The sequence below is a fragment of the Halodesulfovibrio oceani subsp. galateae genome (genome assembly GCF_055397225.1).
This window is the reverse complement of record NZ_AP042453.1, coordinates 2,618,733-2,636,729: the sequence shown is the minus strand read 5'-3', so window position 1 is coordinate 2,636,729 and position 17,997 is coordinate 2,618,733. Positions and strand designations below refer to the sequence as shown.

Annotated in this window: 20 protein-coding genes; 4 read left to right on the top strand and 16 right to left on the bottom strand. The window is 46.3% G+C overall.

What is annotated here, in order from left to right; translation table 11 throughout:
• Positions 1-9: 9 nt before the first annotated feature.
• The 11 genes from ACZ5V1_RS11915 to ACZ5V1_RS11865 all read right to left on the bottom strand — a co-directional run bounded on the left by ACZ5V1_RS11915 (position 10) and on the right by ACZ5V1_RS11865 (position 10,099).
• On the bottom strand, positions 10-894 hold the full coding sequence (locus ACZ5V1_RS11915; protein WP_464389018.1) for a F0F1 ATP synthase subunit gamma: 885 nt from the start codon (positions 892-894) through the stop codon (positions 10-12).
• Between the two features lie 18 nt (positions 895-912).
• Positions 913-2,421, bottom strand: coding sequence for a F0F1 ATP synthase subunit alpha (atpA, locus tag ACZ5V1_RS11910; RefSeq protein ID WP_464389017.1), 1,509 nt, complete (start codon positions 2,419-2,421; stop codon positions 913-915).
• Between the two features lie 4 nt (positions 2,422-2,425).
• Positions 2,426-2,977, bottom strand: a complete 552-nt coding sequence (atpH, locus tag ACZ5V1_RS11905) for an ATP synthase F1 subunit delta (RefSeq protein ID WP_464389016.1) — start codon at positions 2,975-2,977, stop codon at positions 2,426-2,428.
• Positions 2,974-3,537, bottom strand: coding sequence for a F0F1 ATP synthase subunit B family protein (locus ACZ5V1_RS11900; protein WP_464389015.1), 564 nt, complete (start codon positions 3,535-3,537; stop codon positions 2,974-2,976). Before ACZ5V1_RS11900 ends, atpH begins: the two co-directional genes overlap by 4 nt.
• 28 nt (positions 3,538-3,565) lie before the next feature.
• Positions 3,566-3,982 carry an ATP synthase F0 subunit B gene (locus tag ACZ5V1_RS11895; RefSeq protein ID WP_464389014.1) on the bottom strand — a complete coding sequence of 139 codons (417 nt, stop codon included), beginning with the start codon at positions 3,980-3,982 and terminating at the stop codon, positions 3,566-3,568.
• Positions 3,983-4,342: 360 nt separating this feature from the next.
• Positions 4,343-4,702 carry a bactofilin family protein gene (locus ACZ5V1_RS11890; RefSeq protein ID WP_464389013.1) on the bottom strand — a complete coding sequence of 120 codons (360 nt, stop codon included), beginning with the start codon at positions 4,700-4,702 and terminating at the stop codon, positions 4,343-4,345.
• Positions 4,703-4,756: 54 nt separating this feature from the next.
• Positions 4,757-5,872, bottom strand: coding sequence for a rod shape-determining protein RodA (gene rodA, locus ACZ5V1_RS11885; protein ID WP_464389012.1), 1,116 nt, complete (start codon positions 5,870-5,872; stop codon positions 4,757-4,759).
• Entirely contained in the window at positions 5,869-7,665 is a 1,797-nt protein-coding gene (gene mrdA / locus ACZ5V1_RS11880) for a penicillin-binding protein 2 (RefSeq protein ID WP_464389011.1), read from the bottom strand. The genes rodA and mrdA overlap by 4 nt, the downstream gene beginning before the upstream one ends.
• Positions 7,649-8,137, bottom strand: coding sequence for a hypothetical protein (locus ACZ5V1_RS11875; protein ID WP_160712750.1), 489 nt, complete (start codon positions 8,135-8,137; stop codon positions 7,649-7,651). Before ACZ5V1_RS11875 ends, mrdA begins: the two co-directional genes overlap by 17 nt.
• 26 nt (positions 8,138-8,163) lie before the next feature.
• Entirely contained in the window at positions 8,164-8,985 is an 822-nt protein-coding gene (gene mreC / locus ACZ5V1_RS11870) for a rod shape-determining protein MreC (protein WP_464389010.1), read from the bottom strand.
• 73 nt (positions 8,986-9,058) lie between these two features.
• Positions 9,059-10,099 carry a rod shape-determining protein gene (locus tag ACZ5V1_RS11865; protein ID WP_464387286.1) on the bottom strand — a complete coding sequence of 347 codons (1,041 nt, stop codon included), beginning with the start codon at positions 10,097-10,099 and terminating at the stop codon, positions 9,059-9,061.
• An 86-nt stretch (positions 10,100-10,185) separates the two neighbouring features.
• On the opposite strand from ACZ5V1_RS11865, the gene mnmL reads away from it, so the two are divergent.
• From mnmL to ACZ5V1_RS11850, 3 genes are all read left to right on the top strand, one after another.
• Positions 10,186-11,208: a tRNA modification radical SAM protein MnmL/YtqA gene (gene mnmL / locus ACZ5V1_RS11860; RefSeq protein ID WP_464389009.1), complete on the top strand. Its 1,023-nt coding sequence runs from the start codon at positions 10,186-10,188 to the stop codon at positions 11,206-11,208.
• 38 nt (positions 11,209-11,246) lie between these two features.
• Positions 11,247-11,732, top strand: coding sequence for a methylated-DNA--[protein]-cysteine S-methyltransferase (locus tag ACZ5V1_RS11855; protein WP_464389008.1), 486 nt, complete (start codon positions 11,247-11,249; stop codon positions 11,730-11,732).
• A gap of 306 nt (positions 11,733-12,038) precedes the next feature.
• Entirely contained in the window at positions 12,039-12,392 is a 354-nt protein-coding gene (locus ACZ5V1_RS11850; protein ID WP_160712758.1) for a hypothetical protein, read from the top strand.
• Here ACZ5V1_RS11850 and zupT read toward each other — a convergent pair.
• The 4 genes from zupT to ACZ5V1_RS11830 form a co-directional block, all read right to left on the bottom strand.
• On the bottom strand, positions 12,370-13,206 hold the full coding sequence (gene zupT / locus ACZ5V1_RS11845) for a zinc transporter ZupT (RefSeq protein ID WP_464389007.1): 837 nt from the start codon (positions 13,204-13,206) through the stop codon (positions 12,370-12,372). The two genes, ACZ5V1_RS11850 and zupT, sit on opposite strands and share 23 nt — an antisense overlap.
• A 124-nt stretch (positions 13,207-13,330) precedes the next feature.
• Positions 13,331-13,657: a hypothetical protein gene (locus tag ACZ5V1_RS11840; RefSeq protein ID WP_464389006.1), complete on the bottom strand. Its 327-nt coding sequence runs from the start codon at positions 13,655-13,657 to the stop codon at positions 13,331-13,333.
• A gap of 44 nt (positions 13,658-13,701) precedes the next feature.
• Positions 13,702-14,844 (bottom strand): GGDEF domain-containing protein, encoded by a 1,143-nt coding sequence (locus tag ACZ5V1_RS11835; RefSeq protein WP_464389005.1) that lies wholly within the window; start codon positions 14,842-14,844, stop codon positions 13,702-13,704.
• A 178-nt stretch (positions 14,845-15,022) separates the two neighbouring features.
• Positions 15,023-16,222 carry an aminopeptidase gene (locus ACZ5V1_RS11830; RefSeq protein WP_464389004.1) on the bottom strand — a complete coding sequence of 400 codons (1,200 nt, stop codon included), beginning with the start codon at positions 16,220-16,222 and terminating at the stop codon, positions 15,023-15,025.
• 262 nt (positions 16,223-16,484) lie between these two features.
• Here ACZ5V1_RS11830 and ACZ5V1_RS11825 point away from each other — a divergent pair, with 262 nt between their 5' ends.
• Complete coding sequence (locus ACZ5V1_RS11825; RefSeq protein ID WP_464389003.1) at positions 16,485-17,333, top strand: MBL fold metallo-hydrolase; 849 nt, start codon at positions 16,485-16,487, stop codon at positions 17,331-17,333.
• Here ACZ5V1_RS11825 and ACZ5V1_RS11820 read toward each other — a convergent pair whose 3' ends face one another.
• Positions 17,334-17,618 (bottom strand): hypothetical protein, encoded by a 285-nt coding sequence (locus ACZ5V1_RS11820; RefSeq protein ID WP_464389002.1) that lies wholly within the window; start codon positions 17,616-17,618, stop codon positions 17,334-17,336.
• Positions 17,619-17,997 lie beyond the last annotated feature (379 nt).

Sequence of the window (17,997 nt, the reverse complement as noted above, 5' to 3'; positions counted from 1 at the left end):
CTCCCTTACTTATCCTTTCAGCGCTTCAGCGCCACCGACAATATCCATTAGGTCACTGGTAATGGCGGCCTGACGAGTCTTGTTGTAGATAAGAGTCAGGTTGTCGACCATTTCGTCACAGTTCTTTGTGGCATTATCCATGGCTGCCATACGAGCTGCATGTTCTGATGCAGAGGTATCAAGCAGGCCACGATAAATCTGGACCTTAATAAAGCGGGGCAGAAGTTCTGCAAGAAGACCTTCTACAGCTGGTTCGTAAATAAACTCTTTTTTAACGCCTGAGGTATCTTCTTCAACCTCAGGTGCTTCATCAGAGGACATAGGCAGGATCTGTTGTTCAACAGGAACCTGTTTACCCATGCTCACGAATTCACCGTAAATGAGTACAACTTCATCAAATTCACCGCTGAGGTAGGAGTGGATAAGTTCCATTCCGAGCTCGTTAGCAAGAGAGAAGTCAAAATTGCCCATGGAATCCGGGTAACCTTTTACAAGGTCAAACTCAGATTTTTTGGCAAAATCGCGTCCTTTCTTACCTACGCAGTAGAATTTAACGTCTTTACCTTCCGCAGTCTTTGCTTTGGCGAGCTTGCCAGCCTTAGAAATAAGGCCCGCGTTAAAGCTGCCGCAAAGTCCACGGTCGGAAGTTGCTAGCACAATCGCACAAGTTTTGATTTCCTCACGGACTTCAAGAAGTGGATGTGCATTCTCGTCTGCTTTGCTGGCAAGATCACCCAGCATTTCGTAGAATTTTTCCGCATAGGGGCGGAAGCGTTCGATACGAGACTGAGCACCACGCAGTTTTGCAGAAGCAACCATGTTCATTGCTTTTGTAATCTGCTTGGTTTTCTTAACCCCGGCAATCTGTAGCTGGACATCTTTCAATGAAGGCATAAACTACACCTCCAATCCTTAAGCGCTAAAGCTTTTTTTGAACTCGTTGATAGCGGCTTTCAGGCGACCTTCAAGATCGTCGTCAATGACGGCGCGTTCTTTGAGGTCAGCAAGAATGTCGGACTTAGAAGAACGAAGGAAGTCAAGTAATCCGGATTCGAATTCACGAATACGGTCAACTTCAACGTCATCCATAAAACCACGAGTAGCAGCGTACATAGACGAAATCTGATCGCAGAATTCCATTGGCTCGTACTGAGGCTGCTTAAGCAGCTCAACGAGACGGGCACCACGATTAAGTTTTGCCTGTGTAGCTTTATCAAGGTCAGAACCGAACTGAGCAAACGCTGCGAGTTCACGGTACTGAGCAAGATCAAGACGCATTGTACCTGCAACCTGCTTCATAGCCTTAATCTGAGCAGCCCCACCAACACGTGATACGGAAAGACCTACGTTAATCGCAGGACGGATACCAGCGTTGAAGAGGTTTGGCTCGAGGTAAACCTGACCATCAGTAATAGAAATTACGTTGGTAGGAATGTATGCAGATACGTCGCCAGCCTGAGTTTCAATGATAGGCAGAGCTGTCATTGAACCAGCGCCAAGACTGTCGTTAACTTTAGCTGCACGCTCAAGAAGTCTGGAGTGCAGATAGAATACGTCACCCGGGAACGCTTCACGTCCTGGAGGGCGACGGAGCAAGAGAGACATCTGGCGGTACGCAGTAGCCTGTTTGGACAGGTCATCGTATACGATGAGTGCGTGCTTGCCGTTGTCACGGTAGTGCTCAGCCATGGTACAACCGGTGTATGCAGAAATAAACTGCAATGGTGCCGGCTCAGAAGCGGTAGCGGAGATGATGGTTGTGTATTCCATCGCGCCGTGCTTCTTAAGGGTATCTGCTACAAGAGCAACGGTAGATTTTTTCTGACCGATCGCTACATAGAAGCAGTGAATGTCTGTATTTTTCTGTGCGAGAATAGCGTCGAGACAAACAGCTGTTTTACCAACCTGACGGTCACCGATAACCAGTTCACGCTGACCACGACCTACTGGGGTCATAGCATCAATAGCTTTAATACCGGTAGGCATTGGCTCGTGAACGGATTTACGTGCGATGATACCAGGAGCTTTAAGCTCAACAGGACGAACCTGAGGAGCGTCAACTGGACCAAGGCCGTCGATTGGCTGACCAAGTGGGTTCAAAACGCGACCCATAACTTCGTCACCAACTGGTACGGAGAAGATCTGACCAGTACGTTTTACTAAGTCGCCTTCTTTTACACCTGTGTCGTCGCCAAGAAGAGCAACACCAACGTTGTCTTCTTCGAGGTTCAGAACCATGCCCTTAAGGCCGCCTGGAAATTCCAGCAGCTCCATGGCCATGGCATTGCGAACGCCGTATACACGAGCAATACCGTCACCTACGTACAGTACAGTACCGGTTTCACTCATTTCTACACGTTGTTCGTAATTCTCGATCTGGCTTTCAATAATTTGGGAGATTTCTTCTGCTTTAATCTGCATGGCCCTACTCACCCCTCTTGATGTTTTCTTTCAAGATACCCAGCTGTGCTCGAAGGCTAGCATCGAGTACCTTGTCGCCTACTTTCAGAACTACGCCGCCAAGAATGGATTCGTCAGTACTGAAAGACAGGAACAGCTTCTGGCCAGCCTGTTTTTCCAATTGGGATTTTACTTTATCGCACTTGGCCTTTGGAAGTTTGATTGCGGTAATAAGTTCACCGCGAACCACACCCTGGTCGGCATCAAGTAGAACATTGTAAAAGGCTTGAATTTCCGGGATGGCGGAAAGACGCTCTTTGTCCGCGAGCAATTTGCAGAAGTTGCGGACAATCACGCTAACCTGTCCTTGATCCAATAAAGAAGCTATAACAGCTTTTTTCTCATCAACAGTGATGATTGGATTCCGGAATATTTTGCCAAGCTCAGGTGTGCTCTTGATCACTCCAGCCAGTGCATCAAGCTCCTTGCCGAAAGCTTTCAGTTCTTCCGAACCAGCTTTCTTGCCGAGGGAAAATAGCGCCCTGGCATATCTGCGTGCTATGATGTTACCGGTCAACTGAGCACCACCTTAGTTAAGTATTTATCGATGAGTGCTTCATGGCCTTTCTTGTCGAGCTTCTTAGCAATCATCTGCTCAGCAGCATCGGCAACTAAATCTGCCATTTCTTCACGCATCTGCTCCATCGCCTGCTTTACTTCGTTTTCAGCGGCTTTGCCTGCCTGTTCCGTAATCTGAATAGCGGACTTCTCAGCGCGCTCGATGATAGCAGCTTTTGCTGCTTCACCCTGACTACGGTACTCTTCAAGAATGCTCTGGGCTTCTGCATCCATGTTGGCAATGCGCTGCTCTACGTCAGCTAGCTTGGCTTTTGCATCTGCTTTGCGGGTTTCCAGCGAAATCAATTCTTCTTCAATGCCGCTTGCGCGACCACTAAAGAATGCCTTAATTTTGCTTCCACCTGCGTACCAGATGATGCCGAGTACGACTGCGAGGGTAATTACGCGGTATGCGAAGTTATCCCACGGTAAGCCATGTCCGTCGGTTTGTGCGAATGCTGTTCCTGCCATAAGCAGTACCAGAATCGATGCACCGACTGTAGTTCTCAGCTTCTTCAAAGCGAACCCTCCTTCAACGCTTACGCGGCTATCCGAGTACTTTTGCGATGGTTTGTTCTGCAAGAGCGCCCACTTGCCCTTTCAGATGTTCCATTGCTTTTGCTACATCGGTAGCGACTTTCTCTCTGGATGCGGCGATAGATGCTTGGGCGTCTGCGGTTGCCTTAGCTACTATACCTGCTTCCTGAGCGAGAGCGGCCTCTTTCACATTTTCGCGTTCAGCAACAGCTGCTTTGCGCGCGTCAATGAGAGCGTTCTCGTAGTTCTTGATTTTGGAGTCAGAGGCTTCGACGAACTGTTCGGCGTCGCCAAGCAACCCTAACACTTTGTCCTGGCGTTGCTTGATAATCTCCCGGATGGGGCGGATCAGGAGTGCGTTCAAGCCAACCAGCACGATGAGGAAGTTCACCAATTGGATAAGTAACGTAATATCCAAATCGATCATGCCTGCTCCCTTGGTGAGGTTGTGAATTTAAGCTCAAAGTCGTTTCCGAATTAGCTGATTCACTATGTTGTGTCAAAACCTTTTTTAAAAAAAAGGGTTACTGTGTAATTAAACAGTAGCTCGGGAGTGCTTGATAATCGTGCGTTAACGAAAAAAACAATGGTCGGTCAGCTGTGTTTGATCAGCCTAACTATGTGAGTTTGATGGGTTACGCATAAGCGCATTATTGCACAAGTCGAAATGAAGAAAAATATAATGGTTGTAAAAAATTGTGGCGGGGTTTTTTTTATAAAATGTAACCGTAAACAAAAAACCGCCTTGCGGCGGTTTTTTTAACAAATATCAAAGCGTGATCGGGGATTACGCAGCAGGTTCAACAATCATGGATTCAGTAGCACCGTTCATGGAGATTTGACCTTCCACTTTAGCGCCTTCTTCCATGACGAGAGCAGGGGTGTGAAGTGTGCCCACGAGGTTGGCTGTTTTGTGCAGCACAACGCGTTCTGTAGCGTATACTTCACCAGTGATGTGTCCGGACAGGATCATTTGGCTTACACGGATCTGGCCTTTCATTTTGGCATCTTTACCAACAACCAGTGTGCCTTCTGAAAATACTTCGCCGGTAAAGTTACCGTCGATGCGTACAGAGCCCTGAAAGTTAAGTTTGCCTTCGTAAACGGTGCCAGAACCTAAAAAGGCGTTGATTTCGTCTTTAGCCATTGGAGACTCCTTTCTACTCACGCACGTTGCGCATCAAAAAAATCATATAACAGGTTAATCTGTTTTGAAAACAAATCGTCGCATCGAGACATTTAGGACAAGGCCAATAAGGCACAGGTTAACCACCGTAGCACTACCGCCGTAGCTGATAAAAGGTAGTGGAATACCAACTACCGGCATAAGACCCATCACCATTCCCATGTTGATAAGGAACTGCCAGAAGAAGTAAAAGAAAACGCCGGCGGATAAAAAAGAACCGAAACGGTCTTTAGCATCTCTGCTGGTGGTAAAGATAGCCAGTAAAAAGAGACAGAATAGAGATAGCAGTAGAAGACAGCCAATAAACCCCCATTCTTCCCCGAATACAGCAATAGCAAAATCCGTATGCTTTTCCGGTAAAAAACGCAACTGTGACTGTGTGCCGCCAAGGAAGCCTTTCCCTGTCAGTTGGCCGGAACCGATAGCAATTTGTGACTGGATAATCTGGTAACCTGCTCCAAGGGGGTCATCCCCCGGATTAAGAAATGTGAGCACGCGCTGCCGCTGGTAATCCAGCATGCAGAACCAGCCCACGGGAATAAGTGAAGGGATTACAATCGCACATGTTTTGAAAACACGTGGTGTAAGGCCACGGAACAAGATAATACCACCAACGTTCAGCAACATGTTCAGTGTTGTTCCAAGATCCGGCTGAATTAGAATAAGTCCGGCAGGGATGGAACAAATGCCGAGCATTATGAAAAGTTCTTTCCAGTCCAGCGGGTGTGCAGAACGGGCGAGAAGGCGTGCCGCAATGATGATTGTGGAAATCTTTGCCAGTTCACTCGGCTGAAAGTTAAAAAAGCCGAGATCAAGCCAGCGGCGTGCACCATAGATTGTTTTGCCTGCTACAGGAACAAGTGCAAGTGCGATGATTGTTACAATGAAAATGGGCCATGCCAGACTCTTTAAATGACGGTAGTCGATGAGTATGGACAGGATAAGAGCACCGAAGCCCATGACGCCCCATACGAGCTGTTTCTGGTAATACGCCGTTACAGCCATACCTTCCTGAGACATAAATGCACTTGCAGAATATAGGTTCAATACTCCGATGCCGAACAAGAAGATTGTAATGAGAAGCAATCCCCAGTTCATGTGTGTGAGTAAGCGTCTGTCAAATGCAATCATTTGTCATTCTCGTAAATGTAATTCAAAATATTACGAATCATAGGACCCGCAGTGGAGGAACCACCGCCACCGTGTTCAACCATAGTAACAACAACGAATTTTTTACCGTTGAACTTAGCCCAGGCAGCCATCCACGCATGGTCACGCTGCCAGTATTCGAGATCTTCGTTTTTTAGTCTGTTGTCGTTTGCATCAATTTTCAGCTTCATTACCTGTGCAGTACCGGTTTTGCCGCCGACAATTGCCTTTTTAGTGCGAAGGATACGTGCTGTACCCCGTTTGGCTTCAACAGTTTCCTGCATTGCCTTAACAATGTAGGCTCTCTGGTCGGGTGTTAGCGGAGAGATTCCCTGTACTTTTTTGGGTGCACCTTTGAAAAGGTTTGGTTTAAGAAGCTCACCTTTTTCATTCAGTAGTGAAGAAATAAATACAGCCATCTGTACGGGTGTTACCAGAGTAAAGCCCTGACCGATAGAGGTAATAACTGTTTCTCCACCCTGCCAAGGCTGGTTGAACCGTCTACGTTTCCATGCTTTTGACGGGACAAGGCCAGAGCGTTCGTGCGGCAGATCAATACCGGTTTTGGAACCGAAACCGTTTTTGCGTGCGAATGCTTCAATTTTATCGATACCGATACGTTGTCCCATTTCGTAGAAATAGACATCACATGAGTGCACGAGGGCCTCGGTCAAATTCTGAGGGCCGTGTCCCCACTTTTTCCAGCAACGGAAGGTGTGGTTACCAAGCTTGTATTGACCGTTGCATTTAATGGTCTCATTTGGATCGATACCTTCCTGCAAATAGAGACCTGCCATAAGCAGCTTCCAAATGGATGCAGGAGGGTAGACTGATTGAATAACACGGTTCTGAAGCGGGAATTTGGGGTTGTCGCGTAGTTCGCCCCATTCTTTATGACTTAAGCCGCGAGTGAACGCGTTAGGGTCAAAACTAGGGGTGGTGACAAGCGCATGCAATTCGCCAGTGTCGGGATTCATTACAACAACACAACCTGCCTGACCTTCTAACTGTTTGGCTGCAATGCGTTGCAGTTCAAGATCGATAGAAAGACTGACAGAAGAACCGGCTGACGGTTCCTCAAGTGTCTGCGAGTTGTATTCACGACCGGAGATATCAACTTCCATCTGCCGCAAGCCTTTTGTGCCGCGCAGAGTGTCTTCTTTTATGAGTTCAAGACCCTGTTTGCCGACGGTGTCGCCAAGGTCCAGTTCTTTAATAGCTTCAAGTTCTTTTTCGTTAGCTTCAGAAACATAGCCAAGGATGTGCGCAAAGAGTTCGCCTTCAGGATAGTATCGCTGGGGGCGGGTCATTACTTCCAAACCCGGCCAATCCAGTGAATTGGCTTCTATTATGGCTAATTGGGAAAAATCGAGAGTCGGAACAACTAAAAGAGGCTCAAATGCTTTGGTACGCCAGCGACCCTTTTTGTATCTTTTTTCGATATTCTCGAGCGGTACACCTGTCCAAAGACTGATCTGTTTGAGCGTAGCATCAATGTCTTTTACATCTTCGCGTACAATTCCAAGACCGTACGCAGGGCGGTTTTCTGCAAGGAGTTCGCCGTTACGGGCACGCAGTAGTCCACGAGGGGCATAGATTTGTGCTTGTCGAATTCGGTTATCACGGGATTTTTTTGCAAAGTCGGCCCCGTGGTGAACTTGCAGATACCAGAATCTGAGCAGAAATATGAGAAAAAGCAGAAGCACGAGCCCCTGCAATAACCATAGTCCTGTTTTGGGTGGTTGGTAGCCATCTGGATCAAGTTGCATTGACATTACGCAGGTATCCTTGCCGTAGTGAGTACAGAATAATCCATACGAGAGGAATAATACCGGCCAGCAAGCAGCTGTCGGCGACTAACAGTTCGAAATTGACCTGGAAGTTTTGCAAGTTTGCCATCAGCATGGTGAGTCCTAAATTCCAGAACCCTAGAGCGCATGACACCAGTACTATAAAGAAGAAGTTGTTCGCATCGAACATCCATCGACCATAATACATAAGTATCAGTGCGGAACAATACCAAAGCGTAGAAGAACCAAAGGCTATGGCCCCTGTGCCTTCCTGAATGAGGGCAAACATTGTAACAAGCCAGAAAGTCTGTCGGGGATTTTCTTCCTGCATGGAGCAGATAACCGCAGGCATGAAAAAATCCACACCTGCGATTGCAAACTGCATCCAGATGGCTGCGACTGTATAGCCGAGCCACCAGAAGATATTTTTAAAGAGAGGTCGCCTACTTTTTCGCATAACCCAGTCCGCGTGTGAAAACAGCGCTAGTTAGTTGTATTCTGTTCTGCGTTTTCAGAAGAAGCAGTTTCTCCAGATAAAGACTCGGCTACAATTTCTGTTGTAGCGGGCGTTGCCTGAAGCAAGAGGATTTCCTCAAGGTTGCTTAAGCTGGCAAGCGGTACAGCCATTACTGTTTTGAAAAGCGAAATATCCGAATGCGTAATGGATACGATTTTGGCAATAGGCAGACCCTTAGGGTATGCACCTGCGAGACCGGACGTTACAAGCAATTCCCCTTCTGCAAGCTGTGCATTGATAGGGACATATTTAAGCTGTAGCTCGTCGCGGTTTCCAGAGCCCACAAGAAGGCCACGGGTCCTGTTGCTACTGCTGATAACAGCAATGCGGCTGTTAAGATCGGTAAGCAGCAGGGCGGAGGATGTAGTAGGACCGGCTTTTACAATACGGCCCACAACTCCTTCATGGGTGACAACAGGCGTGTTTTTGCTTGCGCCATCCAGATAGCCTTTATCAAGGATAATAGAATCCAGTTCAGCCTGAACTCCGATTCTGTAAGAAAGCACACGGGCAGCGACCCTGCTCCACGTTGGCGGTGGAGAGAGGCTAATAAGTGCCCTCAGTCGTTTTAACTCGGCAACATTTTCTCTGGCATCAGCAAGTTTGAAGCTTAAATCTTCTACTTGCGTCAACAGCCGCACGTTTTCTTGTTGCACACCTTGCAGGTAGATATATTCGTTCCATAGGTCTGTAGCATTATGTACGACCCATTTGCCGGGCTTTAAAACAGCGCCGGTGAATTCTAACCCTGTATTGGCAGCAAATCTATCTACCGCGCCAGAACGCATGTTCCATGAGAGCAGCAGTAGGTACAGAAGGAGAGCGGTGAACAGGAAAATAAATATGCGTTTCAGTGAGGAGTTAATCGACCGTTACCTCCTTCAAAATATCCAGGTTATCAAGGGCTCTACCTGTACCCATAACAACAGTGGAGAGCGGATCGTCTACTACTGTAATAGGCAGGGAAGTTTCTTCGCGCAGGAGCTGGTCGAGACCTTTAAGGAGTGCGCCGCCGCCTGTAAGAACAATGCCGCGATCAACGATATCAGCAGCAAGTTCCGGAGGAGTCTGTTCGAGCGCAATACGTACAGCCTGTACGATTGAGTCAACCTGTTCTGCGATTGCTTTGCGGATTTCTTCAGAAGTAATAGTAATGTGTTGCGGAATACCTGTTACTAGGTCGCGACCTTTTACTTCTAATGTTTCTTCTTCCATCATGGTATGGGCAGAAGCTATTTTAATTTTAATGTCTTCCGCAGTCGCTTCACCGATGAGCATGCTGTATTTACGTTTTACGTGTGTCATAATGGCTTCGTCCATTTTGTCACCGCCAACGCGCACAGATTTTGAATAAACAACACCGGAAAGGGAAATGACTGCGACTTCAGTTGTACCGCCGCCGATATCTACTACCATGTTGGAGGTAGGTTCCTGAATCGGAAGGTTCGCACCAATTGCTGCTGCCATTGGTTCTTCGATAAGGTACACTTCACGGGCACCGGCGCTTTGAGCAGATTCTTTTACTGCGCGTTTTTCAACCTGAGTAATACCGGTTGGTACGCAGATAATGATTCTTGGGCGCACAAGGCGACGGGAATTGTGGACTTTGGTAATGAAATGACGGAGCATAGCTTCGGTGATTTCAAAATCAGCGATGACGCCGTCTTTCATCGGACGAATCGCCTGAATGTTACCCGGGGTACGTCCAAGCATTCGCTTGGCATCTTGCCCTACAGCAAGTACAACGCTGCCGCCGCGGTTGTCTTTTTTTACAGCAACTACGGAAGGCTCGCGAAGCACAATGCCTTGTCCTTTCACGTAAACGCATGTGTTTGCAGTACCAAGGTCAATAGCAAGGTCGTTGGAAAACATTCCAAGAAGAAAATTTAATGCGTTGGCCATATGCTCTCGCTTGCTTTGGTCTATCAGATGTGTCTGTTACATCGTAACCTGTTGAAAACTTGTAAATTAGAGAATAATTCAAAAGTATGAATAGATATCTCCAATTGGCAACTTACTTTCGCTATCGTTTTGCTGAACGTGTACAAAAAATCCCTCTGGATGCCGGGGCGACCTGTCCCAACCGAGATGGTACTCTTTCCCGTGCAGGTTGCATCTTTTGTAATCCCTCCGGATCGGGTTCCGGAATGGGGATCCAGGGGATGAATTTGAATGATCAGTGGGATGCCTGGTATAATAAATATACACGCACTCAAAACGCGAGATTGTTTATAGCCTATTTGCAGTCTTTTTCCAATACTTATGGGCCTGCTGAAAAACTCTCTGAAAATCTCACTTCTATCGCATCTTTACAGGGTGTTATGGGTGTGTCAATCGGTACTCGTCCAGATTGTGTCGATTCAGAAAAGTTAGATATTATCGCAAGTCAGGATTTAGACGAAATTTGGCTTGAACTGGGGCTTCAGTCCGCGCACGACCGTACATTGTCATTGATAAACCGCGGTCATACTTATGAAGATTTCGTTCATGCGGTGAATTTAGCTGCAGATCGCGGTATCAAAGTTTGTGCGCATCTCATTGCGGGCTTACCGAATGAAACTACTGATGATTTTTTACAGACTGTAGAAATGGTAAGCAAGCTTCCCATCCGCGGTATTAAATTTCATAGTCTATATGTAGCAGATAACACAGTACTTGCAAAAATGTGGCGTAGTGGCAAATACATTCCCATGACAGAGGAAGAATTTATTGATGCCATAGTCCGTGCAGTGCCAAAAGTTCCAAGTACTATGGTCATCCAGCGGCTTACAGGTGATGCTCTTATTGGCGAATTGCTTGCTCCGGATTGGGGAATTTCCAAGCGAGAGCAGATAGACAAGATTATGGCTGAGCTTGTTACCCGTGACACATGGCAGGGAAAAGAAGTCGATGCTCCTGATGGCATTCCACTGTGGTTTACCATCAGAGAGAATCTTCCACGACGTCTACGTGATAAGTGGGACATTGAATATGACGCTGTTGCAAAACAGATGGGCTTTTTGGCGCGATAGCCAGTTTGCAGACACACATTTTAAGCGTGCGAGTGAATATGTTTTTACCTGAGATTGAACAGATCGTCGGCAACAAGCTTCGCCTGATTCTTAATTGGCAGGATGACAAGCTTGTAGAGCTTTCATTGTTATGGGCAGAAGGAGAAGTTTCGACACCCAAATTGTCAGAAACAGGCAAGCAGCTACTCGAATGTCTTTTGAGTTATGAAGCAGGCGAGCATGTTCATTGGCCGGACATTTCGTTTGCTCTTGAAAATATGACGCCGTTTGGTCAAAAGGTTCTTACAGCGCTGATGCAGGTTCCATATGGCGAGACTGTTTCCTATGGTGAACTGGCAGCACTTGCAGGAAGTCCCAACGCTGCACGCGGTGTAGGGCAGATTATGGCCCGTAACCGTTGGCCGCTCATCATTCCATGTCACCGCGTTGTGGCTGCGTCAGGAATCGGCGGATTCTCCGGTCAGGGATTGACCATGAAACGTTACCTACTCGGCATCGAAGGCGTGTTGCCCAAAGTTCAGTGATGCTTTGTTTGCCTCCGGCGGGCAGAGGAAGAACCCCGTTTTTTTCAAAAAAACGAGGTTCCCCCTCTGCACTCCCCCTCCTGAAAAAAGTTTAAAGGGGTGATGGAGGTTAAGTTTTGCATTAACGACAAGGTAGTGGGATGTAAGCCGCGAGGGTGGGGGTGAAACGTATCTGTCTCGCGTAGTAAAAGTTTTTGGAGATTCTTAAGAACCTTTTGCAAAAGGTTCTTAAGCCGCCGGAGGCTCGTCGAAGACTTGCATTGGTAAAAAAAAGCGAATCAGAGATACAGAGCGTAGGAGAAATGAATGACGAGTAAGCAGACTTCAATAGACTCAGTCTTGAAGCGCATGAAAAAGTTGAAGGTTGGGCAGTGCGTGGACATGCGTTCATTCAAGCGCAACCGTTCTGTTGTAATTGTTTGCTGTGGCGAAGATTCGTTTCGCGTGATCGAAGACGGATTTTTTCAGGAAGTATGGGATAACCAGAGCGCAGAAAAAGTAAAACGTCTGCTGAAAACGTTGCTGAAAAAAGAATTCCCTCGTTCCAACAAGATTCGTTTGTACACACTTGATTCGTATGAAGATGCCAATGTAAACCGAATGGCACACGGCGCTGGGCGGTACGGTGAAACGTGTCCTACAAAAAAAGTAGAAGACTAAGCGCCATTACGGCCATGCCGAGTACCAGTCCGTACATTGAAAGATGATGCTCGCCGTACTCTTGGGCTGTTGGAAGCAGTTCATCTAACGAGATGAAGACCATGATTCCTGCAACGCTGGCGAAAATGATGCCGAATACAGTCGGCGTGAGAATAGGCATAAGCAGCAAGTAGCCTATGAGCGCACCTACCGGCTCTGCGAGTCCGGAAAGGAAGGACAGGGTGAAGGCTTTGCCTCTGCTTTCAGTTGCGTAGTAGATAGGAACTGCAACGGCGATTCCTTCTGGAATGTTATGGATAGCGATAGCAACGGCGATAGCGAAGCCGAGGTTAGGATCGGTTAATGCTGCCGTAAAGGTTGCAAGCCCTTCCGGAAAGTTGTGGATGCCAATTGCAAGCGCGGTGAATACGCCCATTCTGAGCAGCTTTTTATCTTTTTGCTCGGGCGTTTCCTGCTCCATCTTGTCTTCTAATGAGTCAATTTCTTCAATCTTATGAATTTCATGCGGGTTTTCTTCGGACGGAACCAACCGGTCGATGATGCCGATGAAGAGCATCCCACCAAAGAAGGCGGCAACCGTCGCCCACATTCCATTTACCTCTCCCAGTTCTGCTTGAAGTTCTATTTTGGCCTTTACGAAAATTTCGACGAAAGACACATACAGCATTACTCCTGCGGAAAATCCCAGTGCGACTGAAAGAAAGCTCGTGTTTGTTTTCTTTGTGAAAAAGGCAAGCACAGAGCCGATGCCTGTTGCCAGACCGGCAAAGAGTGTGAGCCCGAAGGCAAAGAAAATAGTTTCAGAATCGTGCATGGGGTTCCTTACGTGGAGATGTAGAAGGCGTATGTAAGGTGTGAGTATACCAAATTAAAAATAAATTGGTTGTATAGAACTACATAGAAAAACCGCTGAATGTCTTACAGCGGTTTTTTGTATCTTAATGTCCGGAGTGATCCATTACGTGGTTTAGGTCGGCAGTATTGTGCGTGATCAGCCCACCTTCTATCCAGAATCGTGTCAGGTTCCATTCATCAACATCAATGTAGTCGATGCGTCCAGAGCACTCTTTAGTGAGGTGCGGTTTAATTGCGTCTATGAATTCATCCATCATAAAATAAATGCCTTCAAAGCTGATGGTAAAGAATGTGCCATCCAATTCAACTGCATTTTCGTCCTGTTCTTCAATCATAGCCAGTGCGGCCGCAAAGAGTTCAGGACTGGCATTTGATATGCTTCCGTATACTTTAATAAGAATGTGTTCCATAGGAGCAGATGGTGCCTTCTTTGTTGTCGGCGGGCAAGAAAAAATTACACAGGATTCTGCTGTTCGTCGCTGGTGTTTGGATCAGTTGCCACAACGAAACAGTCCCGTCCCTGATGCTTTGCTTCATACAGCGCCATATCTGCTCTTCTGTAGAGAGAGCTTGCATCATCTTTAGGGATGTATTCTGTAATACCGATACTAAAAGTAACGTTAGGGCTGATTGGTGATGCGGGGTGATAAATCATCAACTTTGCAAGGGCATCCTGCATTTGATCAGCGATTTTTACAGCTTGTTCCTGGTTGCAGGACGGAAGTATCAACGCAAATTCTTCTCCACCGATTCTTGCTGCAGTATCAATAGCACGGCGTGCATGTTTTGAAATAACTTTTGCGATGCCTTTAATACAACGATCACCGGCTTGATGGCCGAGATGGTCGTTGTACTGTTTGAAATAATCAACATCTATGAGTAGCAGGGCGAGTGGTTTTTCAAACCGTCGAGCGACTTCCAGCCCCTGTTCGAGGGCTTCGTTATACCCTTTACGGTTTGCGATTTTCGTCAGTTCGTCCACGCGTACCATCGCTCTAAGTTTTTCTGTAAGAACTTCGTTTTCAACAAATTGTTCTGCGCAGAAAGAAAGCCAGTAGCGAAGGGTGTATAAGCTGGCACCAATTAGTGCAGGAAATTTCAGTACGGAAAGTAACATTCCGAGAGGTGTTTTGTCGCTGTATCCGATAACCAGATATAAGTATGCCACAAGCATTGTAGGGAAAGCTGCAAGCAGTAATGCCGGACGTGCATACCAGCCGATTACCAGTGAAAAAGCGCCAATGACAACTCCACGGGAGGCCGGTTCCGGTGCGTTCCAAAAGTAAGCGGTATTTACTGTGGAAGTAGCCCAGAAGATGCCGATACAAAGGGCTGCCAAAAGCCAGCTTGGATGCGAGGCTCGTTTACTTTTAACTGCAAAGCGAATGCATATTGCGCCAATGATAAGAAAGGACGTGTGGACTGTGTTACAGAAAACTCCGAATGGTGTAATCAATTCATGGTCTTTAATAACATAGTACATATTTAATACTTGAAGGACGCAGGAAGAGAAAAGAACCCAATAAGTACCGATTTTTAAATTCTTGTGATAGATAATATCTTTGAGGTCTTCTGTGCTTATTGTACTTGTTTTCATAACACCCCCTACCTGCTTTATTTTTAGAATAATTCTAAAAATGAAGTGGGCGCATAACAGAATCGTGCGCCCACTAGATAGTATGTCTTCATATTTACTATGGTAGTTAATGTCGTGAAGTCAATATAAAAGGGGTGGTTGTATGTATGGAGCGTTTATCAGAGTGTTATAGAAACCTCTATAATGTGAACATTCCATTTTCATAAACGGTTTTGCGTTTTCCGTCTGGAAGAATTGCGACAACACGTTTTTCTTCTGTGTTCACCAAGTCCCAATGTAGAGCAGAGGAATTGAATCCAAGAGTTTTTCTCGTGTCTTCTGTTAGTTGCTCTGTATCACCGCTAAAGGTATTTGAGTAGGAATTACCTAATGCAATATGCATTGATCCATTCTCTCCACCATGGTTCTCATCATATAAGGTGTTCGCCATGAATTTAGAAATAGGAGAGAAGCGCTTGTCTACCAGCGCAAATTCACCCACAAGAGCAGCTCCAGGGTCCTGATTAAGCTGTTGTTCTACAAAAGCCTGATTATGTTCAGCTGTAACTTTAGTTACGCGTCCCTCTTTAAATATGAGCTGGATATCTCCGATGATATTGCCGGAACGGAATGTTGGAAGAGTGGATTTGTATACGCCGGTTGTATGGTGCATGTCGGGTGAGACATACATTTCAAACGATGGAATGTTACGGCCGGTAAAGCCGACCCATTTACGACGTTGTCCGATGCGGACGCTCATATCCACTGATTCTGATTCGATCTGCATTGTGCAGTCGCCAAAACTATCCAGCCATTCAGTCAGTTCATCTACTTTTTTTGCAAACAAACGCCATTCAAGCGTTGGGTCTGGCTTATCGAGATAACATGCCTTTTCAATCTGACGGGCATATTCTTCAAGGCTAAGTCCTGCCTGTGCAGCCAATGCTTGCGTAGGGTACATGCATAATGTCCAGCTGAATACACCCATGTCTTCCCGTGTTTGCATAATAGAACGTAGCGGCTGCTGCGCTTTTCCGTGCATGGCAATTAATTCTGGATCAATATCCGCGAGATGGCCAAGTGATGCAGGGGCATAAATGGAGATAGATCCATTAAGATGATTGTATAAATCGCGTTGTCCCGGAATTATCGTAGTAAGGCGCTTGTTGTTGGCCTTGGAGTATTTATCTACCTGCATACGAGGCGTTTCATTCATACGGGGCACCGGAATCATCCCCTTGTCGTGGAGGAGAGAGCACACCTCTTCTGCCAAAGGAAGTCCGTCTATGTCGTAATTTACTAGAATGATATCACTTTTTTTGTACGAGGCAGTGCGGGCTCTTGATAGCGCCCAGAATAGTACTTCGGCGTATCGTTCCAATGTGAAAGTATCGTACATATATTCTCCGTTCAGACTTCAGCAGATGCATTTGCCGTATTCTGAAATTGTTACTGTTGCAGGAAATTACAGTTTTCTTGAATTGTGACCGGAAGAAGCCAGTAGTGCAAGGGGATTTCAGCGTAATGTAGTGAGTAATGCAGTGCGAATGTGCGCATGATACATCATCTTTTAAGATTGATCATTTATGTAATGTACCTATCTGGAATTAGATTGTATGGTTATACCATATATTCTGAGAACTATTGCCAGAGGGGAGTGTATGTTTATTCGATGTTGGGGAGCACGCGGGAATATTCCGGTTTCCGGTTCGGATACGCAGATTTATGGTGGAGCAACATCATGTCTTGAGGTGCGCACATCTGATCAGTCAGTTATCATTTGTGATGCCGGAACAGGCATACGTAATCTAGGCAATGCACTTTTGAAAGAGCAACGGCTGGAGTACTCCCTGTTGCTTACGCATGGACACGATGACCATTTGGAAGGGTTACCGTTTTTTGAGCCGTTATATACTGTTAATACGCGCATCATAGTTTTTGAGCATAAGGAATTGCGGAATAAATTGGCAAAAATGTGTGATCCTCTGGAAGCGCAGGTGTTTTCTCCGCAGTGCACCCGTTCAGTGGAAGCCGCTATTGAGTGGAAGCCTGCATTGGAACATGGGCATGTCAGAGAAATAGGGAGCGCGTTTGTAACATCCATTCCTGCCTCACATCCCGGTAGTTGCGCAGGATTTAAAATCACAGAGCGTGGCAAGACCGTGGTGTATTTGCCAGATAACGAACTTGATTTCGATCATGGTGCGAATATGGATTTTGCTGCATATGTTCGACTATGCAACGGAGCTGACTTACTCGTACACGATGCGCAGTACACATGTGATGAATATATTAGCTGTAAAGGGCGTGGTCATTCTTCATGGAGACAGGCGCTGGAATTAGCGATTGCGGCAGGTGTTCAGCAATTTGGATTATTTCATCACGACTCAGATCGAACCGATGAGCAACTTTCTACTATTATAGAAGAATGCAAGCGGGAAGCTGCGCAGCGTTCTCCAAGGCTTTTATGTTTCGGAATGCGCGAAGGCTCTGAAATCGTGTTGTCCTAGCTATTTTTTCAATTCTTCATTCGAGACAGAACTCAAGTGTACCTTGTTGCTACGAGGAAATTCCTGCTTGAGTAGTGTCTTCATCTCTTTTTTCAACTTACTTTCATCCAGCTCATACTCGGCGTCGGTAAATCCGTGCCGAGTAATGCGCAGTGTTGTGTCGCTGATTCGGCGTATAGTTATGTGTCGATCTTTTTTGAACGTTGCAATACGAATTCCATGCAAAATTTCTAACGAAGCTACACGCGAGAGCACTGTCGGGATAGTCCGGTTAATGTCAATCATTGGTTGATCATACTCTCCAAGTTTTTGAACTTCAAGGTGCCTTTGAGCATTTTTTAGACCCAAAATATCCTTTTATACCCCTGTATATGGCGGCTGTTAGCCTGTTTATAGGTGAGCGTTATTTTGTGCAAAGAATTTACCGAGAGAGAAAGACTGAATGCGCAATGAGTCTAGAGAGTTAAGTGTTTTAGTGCTTTTTTATATCTACATGATTTAAACATAGAAAAAGTAGTGGCTAAGAACGCAGAATATAATAGCGAACTCCCTTTTTCAGGGTATGGTGGATACATGGATGCTTGTTTCCGAAGGTTTGCGGAGACAGCAGAGTTAAGCCAAGTCGACCGGCAGCAGTTGACTTGCAGTGTGGCAAGGCAGCGAT

Excerpts from the sequence above, each read along its gene's own strand:
- mreC (WP_464389010.1), bottom strand. The coding sequence starts at position 8,985 with ATGCGTTCTGGCGCGGTAGATAGATTTGCTGCCAATACAGGGTTAGAA.
- ACZ5V1_RS11825 (WP_464389003.1), top strand. The coding sequence starts at position 16,485 with ATGTTTATTCGATGTTGGGGAGCACGCGGGAATATTCCGGTTTCCGGT.
- ACZ5V1_RS11835 (WP_464389005.1), bottom strand. The coding sequence starts at position 14,844 with ATGAAAACAAGTACAATAAGCACAGAAGACCTCAAAGATATTATCTAT.
- rodA (WP_464389012.1), bottom strand. The coding sequence starts at position 5,872 with ATGATTGCATTTGACAGACGCTTACTCACACACATGAACTGGGGATTG.
- ACZ5V1_RS11915 (WP_464389018.1), bottom strand. The coding sequence starts at position 894 with ATGCCTTCATTGAAAGATGTCCAGCTACAGATTGCCGGGGTTAAGAAA.
- mnmL (WP_464389009.1), top strand. The coding sequence starts at position 10,186 with ATGAATAGATATCTCCAATTGGCAACTTACTTTCGCTATCGTTTTGCT.
- atpA (WP_464389017.1), bottom strand. The coding sequence starts at position 2,421 with ATGCAGATTAAAGCAGAAGAAATCTCCCAAATTATTGAAAGCCAGATC.
- ACZ5V1_RS11855 (WP_464389008.1), top strand. The coding sequence starts at position 11,247 with ATGTTTTTACCTGAGATTGAACAGATCGTCGGCAACAAGCTTCGCCTG.
- mrdA (WP_464389011.1), bottom strand. The coding sequence starts at position 7,665 with ATGTCAATGCAACTTGATCCAGATGGCTACCAACCACCCAAAACAGGA.
- ACZ5V1_RS11890 (WP_464389013.1), bottom strand. The coding sequence starts at position 4,702 with ATGGCTAAAGACGAAATCAACGCCTTTTTAGGTTCTGGCACCGTTTAC.
- zupT (WP_464389007.1), bottom strand. The coding sequence starts at position 13,206 with ATGCACGATTCTGAAACTATTTTCTTTGCCTTCGGGCTCACACTCTTT.
- ACZ5V1_RS11895 (WP_464389014.1), bottom strand. The coding sequence starts at position 3,982 with ATGATCGATTTGGATATTACGTTACTTATCCAATTGGTGAACTTCCTC.
- ACZ5V1_RS11850 (WP_160712758.1), top strand. The coding sequence starts at position 12,039 with ATGACGAGTAAGCAGACTTCAATAGACTCAGTCTTGAAGCGCATGAAA.
- ACZ5V1_RS11865 (WP_464387286.1), bottom strand. The coding sequence starts at position 10,099 with ATGGCCAACGCATTAAATTTTCTTCTTGGAATGTTTTCCAACGACCTT.
- ACZ5V1_RS11830 (WP_464389004.1), bottom strand. The coding sequence starts at position 16,222 with ATGTACGATACTTTCACATTGGAACGATACGCCGAAGTACTATTCTGG.
- ACZ5V1_RS11875 (WP_160712750.1), bottom strand. The coding sequence starts at position 8,137 with ATGCGAAAAAGTAGGCGACCTCTCTTTAAAAATATCTTCTGGTGGCTC.
- ACZ5V1_RS11840 (WP_464389006.1), bottom strand. The coding sequence starts at position 13,657 with ATGGAACACATTCTTATTAAAGTATACGGAAGCATATCAAATGCCAGT.
- ACZ5V1_RS11820 (WP_464389002.1), bottom strand. The coding sequence starts at position 17,618 with ATGATTGACATTAACCGGACTATCCCGACAGTGCTCTCGCGTGTAGCT.